The organism is Hydrogenophaga sp. RAC07 (assembly GCF_001713375.1).
Classification (GTDB): Bacteria; Pseudomonadota; Gammaproteobacteria; order Burkholderiales; family Burkholderiaceae_C; genus Hydrogenophaga.
The window spans coordinates 4,468,620-4,482,476 of record NZ_CP016449.1 but is presented as its reverse complement, the minus strand read 5'-3'; the positions used below and the strand labels follow the sequence as shown (position 1 = coordinate 4,482,476).

13 protein-coding genes are annotated in these 13,857 nt (G+C 67.9%); all 13 read left to right on the top strand.

The features are described from left to right. Positions 1 to 5: 5 nt before the first annotated feature. From BSY239_RS22650 to BSY239_RS20865, 13 genes are read left to right on the top strand one after another with little or no spacing between them, the layout of a single operon-like run. On the top strand, positions 6 to 1,328 hold the full coding sequence (locus BSY239_RS22650; RefSeq protein ID WP_172823138.1) for a lipopolysaccharide biosynthesis protein: 1,323 nt from the start codon (positions 6 to 8) through the stop codon (positions 1,326 to 1,328). Continuing rightward, positions 1,325 to 2,932 carry a GMC oxidoreductase gene (locus tag BSY239_RS22645; RefSeq protein WP_069048510.1) on the top strand — a complete coding sequence of 536 codons (1,608 nt, stop codon included), beginning with the start codon at positions 1,325 to 1,327 and terminating at the stop codon, positions 2,930 to 2,932. The genes BSY239_RS22650 and BSY239_RS22645 overlap by 4 nt, the downstream gene beginning before the upstream one ends. Further along, positions 2,929 to 3,876, top strand: coding sequence for an aldo/keto reductase (locus BSY239_RS20915; RefSeq protein ID WP_083240107.1), 948 nt, complete (start codon positions 2,929 to 2,931; stop codon positions 3,874 to 3,876). Before BSY239_RS22645 ends, BSY239_RS20915 begins: the two co-directional genes overlap by 4 nt. Continuing rightward, positions 3,864 to 5,135, top strand: a complete 1,272-nt coding sequence (locus BSY239_RS22640) for an O-antigen ligase family protein (RefSeq protein WP_069048508.1) — start codon at positions 3,864 to 3,866, stop codon at positions 5,133 to 5,135. Before BSY239_RS20915 ends, BSY239_RS22640 begins: the two co-directional genes overlap by 13 nt. Then, the gene (locus tag BSY239_RS20905; RefSeq protein ID WP_069048507.1) at positions 5,132 to 6,145 is read left to right on the top strand and encodes an acyltransferase family protein; all 1,014 of its coding nucleotides are present in this window, start codon (positions 5,132 to 5,134) and stop codon (positions 6,143 to 6,145) included. The genes BSY239_RS22640 and BSY239_RS20905 overlap by 4 nt, the downstream gene beginning before the upstream one ends. After that, positions 6,142 to 7,269, top strand: a complete 1,128-nt coding sequence (locus tag BSY239_RS20900) for a glycosyltransferase (protein WP_069048506.1) — start codon at positions 6,142 to 6,144, stop codon at positions 7,267 to 7,269. Before BSY239_RS20905 ends, BSY239_RS20900 begins: the two co-directional genes overlap by 4 nt. Then, positions 7,266 to 8,414 (top strand): polysaccharide pyruvyl transferase family protein, encoded by a 1,149-nt coding sequence (locus tag BSY239_RS20895; RefSeq protein WP_069048505.1) that lies wholly within the window; start codon positions 7,266 to 7,268, stop codon positions 8,412 to 8,414. Before BSY239_RS20900 ends, BSY239_RS20895 begins: the two co-directional genes overlap by 4 nt. Continuing rightward, positions 8,411 to 8,995, top strand: coding sequence for an acetyltransferase (locus BSY239_RS20890; protein ID WP_069048504.1), 585 nt, complete (start codon positions 8,411 to 8,413; stop codon positions 8,993 to 8,995). Before BSY239_RS20895 ends, BSY239_RS20890 begins: the two co-directional genes overlap by 4 nt. Beyond that, positions 8,988 to 9,944: a nitroreductase family protein gene (locus tag BSY239_RS20885; protein ID WP_069048503.1), complete on the top strand. Its 957-nt coding sequence runs from the start codon at positions 8,988 to 8,990 to the stop codon at positions 9,942 to 9,944. The genes BSY239_RS20890 and BSY239_RS20885 overlap by 8 nt, the downstream gene beginning before the upstream one ends. 10 nt (positions 9,945 to 9,954) lie before the next feature. Beyond that, positions 9,955 to 10,926: a glycosyltransferase family 2 protein gene (locus BSY239_RS20880; RefSeq protein ID WP_069048502.1), complete on the top strand. Its 972-nt coding sequence runs from the start codon at positions 9,955 to 9,957 to the stop codon at positions 10,924 to 10,926. Positions 10,927 to 10,938: 12 nt separating this feature from the next. Then, on the top strand, positions 10,939 to 11,844 hold the full coding sequence (locus tag BSY239_RS20875; protein ID WP_069048501.1) for a hypothetical protein: 906 nt from the start codon (positions 10,939 to 10,941) through the stop codon (positions 11,842 to 11,844). Then, complete coding sequence (locus BSY239_RS20870; RefSeq protein ID WP_069048500.1) at positions 11,841 to 13,106, top strand: glycosyltransferase WbuB; 1,266 nt, start codon at positions 11,841 to 11,843, stop codon at positions 13,104 to 13,106. The genes BSY239_RS20875 and BSY239_RS20870 overlap by 4 nt, the downstream gene beginning before the upstream one ends. 34 nt (positions 13,107 to 13,140) lie before the next feature. Further along, the gene (locus tag BSY239_RS20865; protein WP_069048499.1) at positions 13,141 to 13,854 is read left to right on the top strand and encodes a polysaccharide biosynthesis/export family protein; all 714 of its coding nucleotides are present in this window, start codon (positions 13,141 to 13,143) and stop codon (positions 13,852 to 13,854) included. The last annotated feature ends 3 nt before the right edge of the window (positions 13,855 to 13,857 follow it).

The following is a 13,857-nucleotide window of genomic DNA, read 5'->3' as shown; positions in this document are numbered from 1 at the left end:
CGCCCATGTCAGCCACACGCCCCTTGCGCACACACCCACCCGTTCTGACATCGCTCGCCGGGCGTTTGGCGTCGGGTGCCGGTGCGTACGGCTATGCGCAGGTGGTCAGCATCGGCACGCAGCTGGTGTCGCTGCCGCTGTTCCTGCACTACTGGGACATGGCCACCTACGGCACCTGGCTGGCCCTCACTGCGCTGCCGTTTTACTTGTCGCTGGCCGATGCCGGCATCTCCACCGCGTCGAGCAACCAGATGATCGCTCTGATCTCGCAAGGCCAGAAGGCGCGCGCTGCCGAGGTGTTTCAGAGCGCCGTGGCCTTCCTGTTGTCCGTCTCGTTGATGGTCTTGCTGGTGGTGGGCGCCACCTTGCTGCTGCTGCCCGCCACCCTGCTGGCCGTGCCGCAATGGAAAACGGTGCTCATGCTGCTGTCGCTCAGCGTGGTGCTCAGCCTGTTCTGCAGCCTGGCCGAAGTGGTCTACAAGGCCACCGGCGGCTATGCCGCGGGCACCTACCTCGTCACCACCGGCCGGCTGGCCGACTGGGCGGGCGGCCTGCTCGGTCTGGTGCTCACCCGGAGCTTCCTCGGCGTCGCGTCGGGCGCGTTGCTCGCGCGTGCGGCCTACACGGTGCTGGCCATCGCGCTGAGCCAGCGGCGCACCGACTTTCTGCGCTGGGGCGTGCACCGCGCCAGCCTCGCCGACATCCGGCACGCCGCAGCGCCCGGCATGCTGTTCCTCTCGCTATCGCTGACCAACGCGCTGAGCCTGCAAGGCTTCACCTTGCTGGTGGCGGCCACGCTGGGCCCGGCCGCCACCGCCGTGTTCAACACCTACCGCACCGTGGCGCGCGTCGTGGTGCAGATCACCAACGGCCTGAGCAACCCGCTGTGGCCGGAACTCACCGCCCTCAACGGTCAGAAGGACGATGGCGCTTTCTGGAGGCTCTACCGCCGCGCCAACCGCCTGGGCCTGCTGATCGCCGCCGCGGGCGCGCTGCTGGTGTACCTGGTTTCTCCGTGGCTGCTGGACCTCTGGACCCACGGCCAGATTCCCTTCACCGCCACCAGCATGGCGCTGTTCCTGCTCTACGCGGCCGTGTGTTCGGCCACCCAGATTCCGCGTGTGGTGCTCATGGCCATCAACCGCCATCGCGGCCTGGCGCTGCAGAGCCTCGTGGCCGCGGTGGTCTCGCTCGGCGTGGCGTGGCTGGCCTGGCGCAGCGCCGGCATGACCGGTGTGGTGGCCGCCATGGTGCTGGGCGAGGCCCTGGTCTGGTTCACCGCCACGCGCGCCGTGCACCGCTTGCGCGCAGCGAGGGCCGCCGCATGATCTTTGACCTGCAACACAGCCCGCCACCGGACACCGCGCACGACGTGGTCATCGTCGGTGGTGGCACGGTGGCCCTGTTGCTGGCCGTGCTGCTGGAGCGCGGGGGCCAGCGCGTGCTGGTGCTGGAAACCGGCGGTGGCAGCTTCGAGGCGCCGTCGCAAGCGCTCAACGACGCCACCGTCACCGGCCGCGCGCACACCGGCATTTCCGTGGCGCGCGGGCGCGCGCTGGGGGGCACCTCCAACCTCTGGGGCGGTCAGCTCACCGGCTTCGTCCCATCGGACTTCGAAGCCCGTGCCGGTGTGGCCGATGCGCCCTGGCCCATCAGCTACGACGACCTCTTGCCCTGGTACGAAGCCGTGGCCCGGGAACTGCGCCTGGCCGATGTGCTGGACGAGTCCACGCCGCAGGCGCACAAGCTCTTCGGCGAGGGCTTCCCCGACATCCCCGGGTTCACGCTGTTCCTCACGCGCTGGCTCAAGGAACCTGCGATGGCGCGGTACTTCCGCGAACGCCTGCACAACGCGCCGAACCTCACCGTCTTGCTGCACGCGCACGCCACGGGCCTGGACCTCGCACCCGATGGAGAGCACATCACCTCGGTGCGTGTGGCCTTGCCCGACGGCACATCGCTCGCCATCCAGGGCCGGCGTTTTGTGCTGGCCAACGGCACCATCGAAATCGCCCGTCTGCTGCTCGCCAGCGCAGTCGAGCTGCCCCAGGCTCCCTGGGCGAACAACACCTGGGTGGGCGCGGGCTTCCAGGACCACCTGGAGATGCGCGGCGCCCGGGTGCATCTGCTGGACAAGCCCCGGTTCCTGCGCACCTTCCAGAACATCGTGCTCGGTGGACACAAGTACCAGCCCAAGCTGCGGCTGGACACCGGCCCGGCCACCGCCGGCACCGGGGCGGCACTCAACGTCACCGGCTACTTCGCGTTCGAGTCCAGCATCGCCGAACACCTGCAGCATCTGAAAGTGCTGGTGCGCTCGCTGATGCGCGGCGGGCTGCCTCGCCAAGGTCTCGGCCTGAACCTGGGCGAGGTGCTGCGCCACGTCAAGGGCATGGGCAGCGCCTGGGTGCCGATGATCGTGCAGTACCTGCGGCACCACCGCATCTACAACCCCGGCGACCGCGGTGTCTGGCTCGTCATGCACGCCGAACAACTGCCCCGCGACGACAGCCGCATCACGCTCGACCCCGAACGCAAGGACCGCTTCGGCATGCCGCTGGCCTCGCTGGACTGGCGCATCGGCGGCCAGCCCGAGGTGCGCGCCATGGCCGCCTTTGTGCGCCGCATCGGCGACAGCCTGCTGGCCGCCGGCCTGGCCCGGGTGGAGATCGACGCGCTGCTCGACACCGAAGACACCCGCGTGCTCGACCACGCCCGCGACACCTTCCACCAGTGCGGCGGTGCACGCATGGGCCACCACGCGGGTGACGGCGTGGTCGACAGCGAGCTGCGCGTGTTCGGCACCCGCAACCTCTTCGTGGCCGGTGCCGCCGTGTTCCGCACCTCCAGCTACGCCAACCCCACCTTCACCGCCATGGCGCTCACGGCCCGGCTGGCCGAGCGGCTGCAGCGCGAACCGGCGACCGCATGACGATGGACACCCGCACCGACCTCATCTCGCAACGGCTGGGCTTCGGCTGTGGCCGGCTCAAGGGCGGCCCCGAGAAGGCCAACGCCCTGCGGCTCGTGCACGCGGCGCTGGACCTGGGTATTCGCCACTTCGACACCGCGCCCCCCTACGGCCTGGGCATGTCCGAAACCGTGCTGGGCGAGGCCCTCCGGGGTCGGCAAGAAGCCGTCACGGTATTCACCAAGGCCGGGCTGGCCCGCCCGGCTTCGCCCGGCCTCCTGCAGACAGCGCGGGCCATCGTCAAGCCCCTGGCCCGGCACATCCCGGGTCTGCGCAGCGCCGTGCTCAAAGGCATGGCCCACCGCGCCCCGCCCGCGAACTTCAATCCCGACTTCATCGCCCGGTCCGTGGAGACCAGCCTGCGCTTGCTGCAACGCGAGCGGGTGGACGGCCTGCTGCTGCACGAGGCGCAAGCCCACGACACGCTGGCCCCCTTGAAGCCGCTGTTCGAACGCTGCATGGCCGAAGGCCGGCTGGGGGCCTATGGCAGCTCCACCGGCGAGTCACACGACCAGCTCGTGCACTTCGGCACGTTGCTGCAGTACCGCTGTCCGGCGCCCGGCCTGGACGGGGCACCAGCCGCGTCCACCGACATCCTGCATGGCGCGTTCCGCTTCACCGCACCCGCCATCACCCGGCAGATGGCTCAAGACAGCCAACTCGAAGAACAGTTGGCGAGCCTGCTGACCGTCGGCACGGACCCGACGGCGGCCACCGGCGCACTTGCACTGGCCTATGCGCTGCACCAGTTTGAGAACCGCCTGCTGTTCTCGACCAACCAGCCGCAGCGCCTGGCGACCACGCTGGAACAGGTCCGGCACATCACGGGTTCGGCTTCATGGCGGCCCACGATGCAGGTCCTTCACGCGGCCTTCAACCACACAGGTGTGCCATGCGCGGCCTGAACACACAGCTCTCGCGCTGGCTGCTGGGCGGCGCCATCTACCTCACCGGGTGGTACTACGAAGGCCCGGCGCTGCAGGCCTCCCAGATGGGCGCCATCAGCCTGCTGCTCCTGGCGGGCTTCTTCTCCGCGCTGTCCGGCGACACCCTGCGCATCCGGCCCAGCCTGGTCGAATGGCTGTTCGGCACCGCCTTCCTGTTTGCCATGCTGGTGGCGTGGATGACGGGCAACGTGCTCTCGACGATGTACGGCGCCATGCTGCTGCTGGTGCTGGTGGCCATGGCGTTCCTGATCCGGCACCGGGGTGCGGACGAGCTGATCGTTGTGTTCCGCTGGGCCTATGTGGCGCTGGTGGGCACGGTGCTCGCCCTGGAGTCACCGGCCTTGTTCGCCTCGCTCTCGGGCAGCGTGGAGCACGGCCTGGGCCTGGTGCGTTACCAACCGCTGGGCATGCACCCCAACCTGAGTGGCCTGGTCTACGGCGGTGGTGCCCTGCTGTTCCTTCAGCGCTGGCTGGCCGCGCCCACCCGGTCGCAAAAGGTCTTTGCGCTGGCGATGGTGGTGCTGTGCCTCTGTGTGTTGCTGGCCGCTTCGGCCCGCGCCGGCATGCTCGCGCTGGCCGTCGCCGGCGCAACAGGCGTCGGCTTGATCGCCTTGCGAGGCTCGCGCCGCTCGCGCATGGGCCTGGTGCTCGCGGCGCTCGTCGCCGTGGGTGTCGTCCTCTTCAACTGGGCGGCCATCAAGGACTACCTCTCCCTCATCCTGGACATCGATTCGCCCACCCGCGGCGTGGAGTCCGGCGCCACCGGGCGCACCGAGATATGGCGCGCGGGCATCGAGCTGGTGTTCTCGGACGCCTCGTTGCTGTTCGCGGGCCGTGGCATCCGCTCGGCCCTGCCCGAGATCATCGGGTTCCCGGTCGAGAGCTCGTACATCAACCTGGCGCTGGAGCACGGGATTTTCTTCGGCTCGCTCATCACGCTGGCCTTTGTCGTCACGGCCTGCCGCGCGCTTCACCACGGCCTGCCACCGGGCCAGCCCCGCTACCCGTTGTTCCTGGTGGGACTGATGTTCGTCTTCATGCTGGCCCAGTCCTTCTTCAACCGCTACCTGATCGGCGTGGGCAATCCCTACTCGCTGTGGATCCTCGTCTTGCTCCTGCAAGTGAACCTGAGGCCGATGGCCGCCGCCACCCACCGCTTGCGACCCGTTGCGCGATCTGCCTTCCCCTCACACCGCCTGGATCGGATCCCGACATGACACGCAGAACCACCGACACCACCCTCATGCTGTGCCTGGCCACGGTGTTGATCACCTTGTCGCACCTGGACGCCTTCGTGCCGGACCCCCGCATCGCCACCGGCGGCGCCATCGGCAACTCGCTGTTCTTTTTCCTCTCGGGCTATGGCCTGGCCATGAGCCTGAATGTCACCGGGTCCGACACATCCAGCCCAACGCTGCTCGCCTACCTCGGCAAGCGGCTCTCGCGCCTGTACCCCGCCGTCTTCATCGTTGCCTGCGCCATGCTTGTGACCCGTCAGATCGGCATCGCCAGCTTCACCGACCTGGTCGGCGTCTTCGTCTGGCCCACACCGTTCTGGTTCATCTCGGCGGTGGTGGTGTTCTACGTGCCGATCTTCTATCTGGCTCGCCTGCGGCCGACCGGCATCGCGATGGCGATGGCGGCCTTGCTGGTGCCGTACGTCTTCTTCTACAGCCAGCTCGACTTGTCCACCTTCGTGGTGGAAGGGCCCGATTACTTCAAGTGGATCAACTACTTCGGCATCACGCTGCTGGGCTGCCTGGTGGCCCGACTGAAGCTCACGCCCAGGTTCAGTCTCTTCACGGTCGCAGCGCTGCTGGTGTCCTTGTTGTTGTTCCTCGTCACCAAGCTCACGCTGTTCCGCCACGGCATGGGCCAGCTGCAGTTCCTGTTTCACGTCTGGCTCTACCCCATCGTCTTCTTCAGCTTTCACCTCTTCGCGTCCGAGACGGTGCTCAAGCCCCTGCGCGCCACGCCCCTGTTCCCCGCCGTTGCGCTGCTCGGAGGTCTGACGCTGGAGATCTACCTGACGCAGACCGCGTGGATCCATTGGCTCGAAGCACAGCAATACGCCTTCGACCACACCGTTCTCCTGCTCATGGCGCTGGTGCCCGTGCTGCTCTTTTCGTTGCTCACCCGCTGGCTGGCCCGGCGCATGACGGCCGGTGCAGCGCCCTTGTTCCGCAGGCACCCGGTGGATCACCCCAAACAGGTGGACCTGACATGACCTTCGTCTTCTGGCATTCCTACCTCATGTTCCACCAGGCCGCGTACATCCGCGAGCTGGCGAACATGCCCGGCAACACGGTGCACTGGTGCGTGCACGAAGCCTTGCCGCAGCGCTTCCGCGAGCGCGGCTACCCGGTGCCGGACACCGGCCGGGTCCAGGTGCACGTGGCACCCACACCGGCGCAGATCGCCGAACTGGCTTCGCTGCCCGACTCGGTGCAGGTGTTCTTTGGCCTGCGGGGTTTCGCCCTGCCGCTGGCCGCCTTCAAGGCCAGCCTGGGCCAGCCGGTGCACCGTTTCCTGATGACGGAAAACCGCTACGAGCCGGGCCCCCGCCTGCTGCCCCGCCGGTTGGTCTACACCTGGGACGCGCTGCGCTACCGCCGCCACCTGAGCGGCGTGTTCTGCATCGGCCATTCGGGCCGCTACGGTGGCGCGCGCTTCTTCTCGGCCTGCGGCTACCCGGCGGATCGCATCGTGCCGTTCATCCACGTGGTGGACAGCACGCCGGTGCAACACCTGCCGGTGCAGCGCGAGCACAAAGAAATCCTCTACGTGGGCCAGCTGATCGCACGCAAGCGGGTCGACCTGCTGCTACAGGCGTTCAGCCAGCTCGACCTGCCCTCGGCCCGCCTGCGCATCATTGGCCAGGGCGAAGAAGCGCAAAACCTCCAGCGGCTCGCCAGCCAGCTCGGCGTGGCCGAGCGGGTGCGCTTCTCGCCGGGCCTGCCCAACGCCGAGACCGTGGCGGCCATGGCCGCTGCCGACGTGCTGGTGCTGCCCAGCCGGTTCGACGGCTGGGGCGCGGTGGTCAACGAAGCCCTGATGGTGGGCACCCCGGTCATTTGCAGCGACCGCTGCGGCGCCAGCGACGTGATCGAGCAGGGCCGCAACGGATATGTGTTCGAGGCCGGCAACGCCAGCGCACTGGGGGGCCACCTGCAACGATTCTTTGAGGACTTCCAGTGGGACCGGTCGGCGCTGGCAGGCGCCGAGTCCGTGCGCCTGGGCGGCGCGGCGGTGGCCGCGCGCTTTCAGCGCAACGTCCGGCGTCTGCTCGCCACCAGCCCGGCCACCACGCCGAGCGGCACAACCTCCCCTCCAAAGATGTTGAAAAAATGAACGTCGGCATCCTCACCTTCCACTTCAGCGACAACTACGGTGCGGCGCTGCAAGCCTATGCCTTGCGCCGCTGGATGACCGAGCAGGGTCACCACGCGAGCTTCATCGACTACCGCCCGGCCCACATCGAACACGGTGGCAGCCTGTGCCTGCCCACGTCGCCCGCCAGGCTCAAGGCCAACCTGAAGGTGGTGTACCTCGCGGTCTCGTCCTTCATCCACGAGCACTTCGGGAACAAAGGCCAGAAAGACAAGTTCATCCGCTTCCGGGAACAGTTTCTGGATGTGAGGCCCGATGCCGCACCCACCGACAACGGCGCTTCGCTCGCTGCGGCGCGCTCGTTCGACCTCATCGTCGCGGGCAGCGACCAGATCTGGAGCCCGTCACAGCATTTCGGTTTTGACGCGAACTACTTTCTGGCCTTCGCCAAGCGGTTCCCCGCCCGCAAGATTTCGTACGCCGCCAGCTTTGGCCGGGACCGGGTGTCCCCGTCGGAAGCCGCGCAGCTGCCGCCCTTGCTGCGCAACTTCGATGCGATCTCCGTGCGCGAAGCCTCGGGCGTCACGCTGGTCGAGCGGGCCACCGGACGCAAGCCCGCCAACGTGCCCGACCCCACGCTGCTGCACAGCGACTACGCGGAACTGACCGACAGCGCGCCACCCGGCGACGACGCCCCTTACCTCTTCTGCTACGGGCTGCGCTCGCCCGACAACATCCGTCAAACGGCCGAACTGGTGGCGCAACAACTGGGCTGCCCCATCCGATCGCCGCACAACCCCCACCGCCGCTGGGTGGAAATCGGCAACACGGTGTACCCCGACCCCGGCGAGTGGGTCTCCCTGATCCGCAACGCAAGCTTTGTCGTGACCAACTCGTTCCACGGCACCGTCTTCTCGCTGCTGTTCAAGAAGCCCTTCATCGTGGCCGGACTGACCGGGGAAAAAGCGGCCGCCAACGCCCGCGCCCTCAACCTGCTGCGCGCGGTGGGACTGGAAAGCCGCTTTGCGCCGGCGTTCTCGCCGCAGAACACCCAGGCCCTGATGGCCAGGGACATCGATTGGGCCGACGTGGACCAGCGCCTGGCGGACCTGCGGCAAGCCGGCAATGCGTTCCTGAGCACGCAGCTGAAGGCGGTGGCCCCATGAGCGAATCGCTCAACGATGTCACGCGCGACTTCCGCTCGCTGCGCTACCGCAGCGACTTCAGCACCGCGGCCAAGCTGCGGCGCTTCGCGTGGGAGGTGGTGTGGCTGCTGGCCTTCCGGCCCACGCCGCGCTGGGCGCTGCACGGGTGGCGGCGACAGCTGCTGCGCTGGTTCGGTGCCGACATCGGTGAGGGCTGCCGCATCGCGCCCAGCTGCCGCGTGTGGGCCCCGTGGAACCTCGCCATGGGCGCGTTCTCGGCCCTGGGTGACGGCGTGGACTGCTACAGCATGGGCCGCATCACGCTGGGCTCCAAGGTCGCGGTGAGCCAGCGCACTTTCCTGTGCGCCGGTTCGCACGACATCCGTTCCCTGTCCCGGCCCCTGATCACCGGTCCCATCGTGATCGAGGACCACGTGTGGATCGCGGCGGAGTGTTTTGTGCACCCGGACGTGGTGATCCGGGAAGGTGCCGTGATCGGCGCGCGCTCGGTGGTGCTCAAGGAGATGCCGGCCTGGTCGGTGTGCGCCGGCAACCCGTGCCGAAAGATCAAGGACCGTGTGGTGAAGGAACGCCATGTTTGACAAACTGGCCAAGGTGGTCGGCATTTTCAGCGAAGCCCTGCGCGACGCGGTGCTGTTCCTGCGCTTCAACTCGTATTCGCCGCTGGTGGACCAGTCCCGGCGCGCGTTCTACAAAATCATCATCGAGGCCCACACGATCGAGAAGGGCCTCTCGCTGCCGAACCCGAAATTGCTGTTCGGCCAGGACAAGGTCCGTTTTGTGATGGCCGCGCTGTCGCGCTACGACCTGCAGCACTCGGCCGTGCCGGCCCACATGTCGCTGGGTGCGCTGGACGCCTATGTGAAGTTCCATGCCAAGGCGGGCGCGTCCGACCCCTTGCTCGACGAGATCGCCGGTTACCTGACCACGTGGGAAGCGAAGTTGCCCCGGCCCTGGAAGGGGGGCACGCGGGACTACTCGTTCAATGGCCAGCCGCCCAGCAGCCTGCAGCACCTGATGGCCAGCCGCTCCAGCATCCGCACGATGCAGTCCACACCGCTGCACCCCGACCGGATCAGGGAGGCGATTGCGCTCGCGCAACTGGCGCCCTCGCAATGCAACCGCCAGTCCTCCCGCGTGCATGCCTACCAGGACCCCGAGCGCATCCAGGCGCTGCTCGCGCTGCAGGGCGGCTCGCGCGGTTTTGCAGGGTCGGTCGGCAACCTGTTTGTGGTGACGTCGGAGATCTGCGCCTGGGGCGGGCCGGGCCAACGCAACCAGGCCTATGTCGACGGTGCGCTGTTCGCCATGTGCCTGATGTTTGCCTGCCGCTCGATGGGCTGGGGCGCCTGCCCGCTCAACCTGGCCATCAACCACAAGACCGAGTCCGCGATCCGCAGCGCGGGCGGCATACCGGCCGGTGAGCGGCTGATCATGATGATCGCCTTCGGTGAACCCATCGCCCCCGACACCCGGGTCGCTTTTTCGCCGAGAAGGCCGGTGGCGGAAATCGCCACGCTGCACGCATGAGGACACGGCCATGAGCATCACCGCCATCATCCTCACGTACAACGAGGCCCTGCACATCGAGCGCGCCATCCGGTCCATCCAGGCGTTCACCGACCAGATCTGCGTGGTGGACTCCGGCTCCACCGACAGCACCACCGACATCGCAAGAGAGCTCGGGGCCGAGGTCCACACGCACGCCTTCGTCAACCAGGCCAGACAGTTCCAGTGGGCGCTCGACACGCTGACCATCCGTGGCGACTGGGTGCTGCGGCTCGATGCCGACGAGATCATCGAACCCGACCTCGCGCGCGAGATCACCGAACAACTGCCCCAGCTGCCGGCCGAGGTGGTGGGCGTCAACCTCAAGCGCAAGCACATCTTCATGGACCGCTGGGTGCGGCACGGCGGGCGTTACCCGCTCGTGATGCTGCGGCTCTGGCGCCACGGGCACGGCCGCATCGAAGACCGCTGGATGGACGAGCACATGGTGGTCTGGGGCGGGCGCACGGTCACCTTCGACGGTGGCTTTGCCGACCACAACCTCAACGACCTGAGCTACTTCGTCGATAAGCACAACAAGTACGCGACGCGCGAAGCCATCGAGGTGCTGAACCAGCGGCTCGGCCTGTTCGGCCGGGACAAAGGGCTCAACGCCCACAGCGCCTCGTTCCAGGCCTCGTCCAAGCGCTGGGTCAAGGAGCGCATCTACAACCGCATTCCCTTCACCGTCAGCGCCACCCTCTACTTCCTGTGGCGCTACATCTTCCAGCTGGGTTTTCTGGACGGCCGCAGCGGACTGGTCTACCACTTCCTGCAGGGCTTCTGGTACCGCTTTCTGGTGGGCGCCAGGCTCATGGAGCTGGAGCGGGCCATGGCCCACCTCGACGACAAGGCCGCCATCTGCGCCGAGCTGAGCCGCTTGACCGGACACAAGCTGGTGGCGCAGAGCGCGCCTGTGGCGAAGCCGGCCCTTCACGACGACCGCCTGGCGGCCCGACCCTGACCCAGGACCTCCATGCGCACACCCATCCGATTCCCACCGACACCGCTGCTGCTCGCAGCCCTGTGCCTGACCGCGTCCGCCGCGGCGCAGGCCAGCGACCACCTGATCTGCAAGGACGCCACCACACCCGAGGGCGCCACCCAGGTGGGCGCCTTGCAGCCGCTGTTCCGCGATTGCCCACGCATCACCGACATCGATTTCACCGGGCGTGCCGACGGTCACAAGTTCTACAGCGGCGTCTACACGGGGCCGCCCAAGGACCGCAGCTTTTACGAACAGGCCGACGACGGCGTGCTGATGCAGCGCGGCGGCGTGCTGGCCACCGTGAAGACGAGCTCGTTTCCGGGCCGGTTCCCCCTGCTCAGCGGGGCAAGGCCGTTCTACATCGAAGCCCAGGTGGCGACCTCGTCCAACCACCGGGACAACTTCCCGGCCATCTGGCTCATGCCGATCGAACACAACGCCCGCATGGAAGACGTGTACGAAGGCGATCCGAAAAGTTTCGAGCGCTGGTTCGAGCTGGACATCGACGAAGGCGGCTTCGGACCGGGCGGCCACCACACCGCCATCTCGTGGTCCGGCATCTGGCCCCACTACAAGAAGATCCAGAACCCCAACCCGACGTCGAAGGTCCCGCTGGACCGAACCCAGCCCAACGTCTTCGGCGTGTCGTACTCACCCGACACGCTGACCGTGCGCTGGTGGCTGAACGGCCGGCCCGTGCTGGAGGCGACACAACCCCACGTGCCCGAGATCGCGCGGCGGCAGAACTTCTATCTGATCGTTTCGGCGCAAAGCCACAAGAACATCAGCCACTACCAGATGAAGCTGCTGGGCGTGCGCGCCTTCGTGGGCGACGCCACGACCGCCAGCGGCGGGGCCACAGTGCCCGCACGCAGAGCCAAGGGGTCGCCGTGAAGCTGCTTTTCTACGGCATCAACTTCGCCCCCGAACTCACCGGCATCGGCAAGTACACCGGCGAGATGGCGCAGTGGCTGGCTCACGCGGGGCACGAGGTGCGCGTCATCACCGCACCGCCGTACTACCCGGCCTGGAAGGTGGGCGACGGCCACAGCGCCAGCGCGTACCGCACCGAGTCGTGGCAGGGTGTTCGGGTGATGCGCACGCCGCTGTGGGTGCCCGAGCAGCCGGGCGGCCTCAAGCGCCTGCTGCACCTGGCCAGCTTTACGCTGAGCAGCCTGCCGGTGCTGTGCGCCCAATGGCGCTGGAAGCCCGACGTGGTGTGGGTGGTGGAGCCGCCCTTGATGTGTGCGCCGGCCGCGGCGGCGTTTGCATCGCTGCGCGGCGCCAGGAGCTGGCTGCACATTCAGGACTACGAGGTGGACGCCGCGTTCGACCTCGGCCTGATCCAGGGCGCCACGCTGCGCCGCTGGGTGCAGCGGGCCGAGCGCTGGCTGATGCGCCGCTTCGACCGCGTCTCGACCATTTCCGGCCGCATGGCAGACCGTGCCCGGTCCAAGGGCGTGGAACCTGCGCGCGTGGTGCACTTCCCGAACTGGGTGGACATCAGCGGCATCACACCGCTGGCAGCACCCAGTGCCTACCGGGCCGAGCTCGGCCTGGCGCCCGACGCCGTGGTGGCCCTGTACTCCGGCAACATGGGCAACAAACAGGGGCTGGACATCCTCGCCGACGTGGCCCGCCTGCTGCAGGACGAGCCGCGCATCCAGTTCGTGCTGGGCGGCAACGGCTCGGGCCGGGCCGACCTGCAGGCGCGTTGCGCCGGCCTGAACAACGTGCGCTTTCTGGACCTGCAGCCGCTGGAGCGGCTGAACGACTGGCTGGGCCTGGCCGATGTGCACCTGCTGCCCCAGCGGGCCGACGCGGCCGATCTGGTGATGCCCTCCAAGCTCACCGGCATGCTGGCCAGCGGTCGCGCCGTGCTCGCCACCGCCTTGTCCCACACCGAGCTGTGCCGGGTGGTTGAGCACGACGCCGTGTGCGGCGTCGTGGTGCCGCCGGAGAACCCGGTCGCCATGGCCCACGCGCTGCGTGCATTGGCATCGGACCCGACGCGCCGCGCCACGCTCGGCGCCAACGGCCGTCGCCACGCCGAAGCCGAAATGAGCCAGGACGTGATCCTGCGCCGGTTCGAGACGCAGTTGCGCGAACTCGTGCAACCCACAGGAGCGCTGCATGACCGCCCCGCTCCGTCATGACCATTTGGCAACCCTGCCTGAAAGGAGACGCACCATGCGCCACCACCCCTTCCTGACATTCAATCCCTGGGCCCTGGGCCTGCTCGCCGTGGCAGCGGCCCTGCCGCTGCGGGCGCAGACACCCCCGGCCACCGACGCGGTGAGCGTCATCGCATCGCCGAACGCGCCCATCGCCGTCCCGTCCACCGCCGGCACCGACTACCGCATCTCGTCCAACGACCTGATGGAGTTCGACGTGTTCGGCGTGCCCGACATGAAGCGCGATGTGCGCGTGAACGCATCGGGCGAGATCACGCTGCCGCTCATTGGCCAGGTGAAGGTAGCGGGCCTCACGGCACAGGCCGCGGAACAGCTGATCGCCGCGAAGTTCGAGGAGAAATACCTGCGCGACCCGCAGGTCTCGCTCTTCATCAAGGAGTTCACCACGCAGCGCGTCGCCATTGAAGGCGCGGTGATCCGGCCGGGCATCTATCCCATGACGGGACAGCTCACGCTGCTGCGCGCCCTGGCGCTCTCGGGCGGCTTCGCGCCCTACGCCGACATCAAGCAGATCGTCGTCTACCGCAACGGTGCGGACGGGGTACGCGAACAGTTCATCCACGACCTCGACAAGGTGCGCTCGGGCCAGGAGATGGACCCGACCATCCGCTCGGACGACGTGATCGTGGTCCAGCGCAACGCCAGCCGGACAGCGCTGCGGGACTCGCTCTTCGGCGACATCCTGAGCACGCTCAACCCCTTCAAGTAACAG

Bases quoted from the DNA above. Each gene is read 5' to 3' on its own strand.
- BSY239_RS22650 (WP_172823138.1), top strand. From the start codon at position 6: ATGTCAGCCACACGCCCCTTGCGCACACACCCACCCGTTCTGACATCG.
- BSY239_RS22645 (WP_069048510.1), top strand. From the start codon at position 1,325: ATGATCTTTGACCTGCAACACAGCCCGCCACCGGACACCGCGCACGAC.
- BSY239_RS20915 (WP_083240107.1), top strand. From the start codon at position 2,929: ATGACGATGGACACCCGCACCGACCTCATCTCGCAACGGCTGGGCTTC.
- BSY239_RS22640 (WP_069048508.1), top strand. From the start codon at position 3,864: ATGCGCGGCCTGAACACACAGCTCTCGCGCTGGCTGCTGGGCGGCGCC.
- BSY239_RS20905 (WP_069048507.1), top strand. From the start codon at position 5,132: ATGACACGCAGAACCACCGACACCACCCTCATGCTGTGCCTGGCCACG.
- BSY239_RS20900 (WP_069048506.1), top strand. From the start codon at position 6,142: ATGACCTTCGTCTTCTGGCATTCCTACCTCATGTTCCACCAGGCCGCG.
- BSY239_RS20895 (WP_069048505.1), top strand. From the start codon at position 7,266: ATGAACGTCGGCATCCTCACCTTCCACTTCAGCGACAACTACGGTGCG.
- BSY239_RS20890 (WP_069048504.1), top strand. From the start codon at position 8,411: ATGAGCGAATCGCTCAACGATGTCACGCGCGACTTCCGCTCGCTGCGC.
- BSY239_RS20885 (WP_069048503.1), top strand. From the start codon at position 8,988: ATGTTTGACAAACTGGCCAAGGTGGTCGGCATTTTCAGCGAAGCCCTG.
- BSY239_RS20880 (WP_069048502.1), top strand. From the start codon at position 9,955: ATGAGCATCACCGCCATCATCCTCACGTACAACGAGGCCCTGCACATC.
- BSY239_RS20875 (WP_069048501.1), top strand. From the start codon at position 10,939: ATGCGCACACCCATCCGATTCCCACCGACACCGCTGCTGCTCGCAGCC.
- BSY239_RS20865 (WP_069048499.1), top strand. From the start codon at position 13,141: ATGCGCCACCACCCCTTCCTGACATTCAATCCCTGGGCCCTGGGCCTG.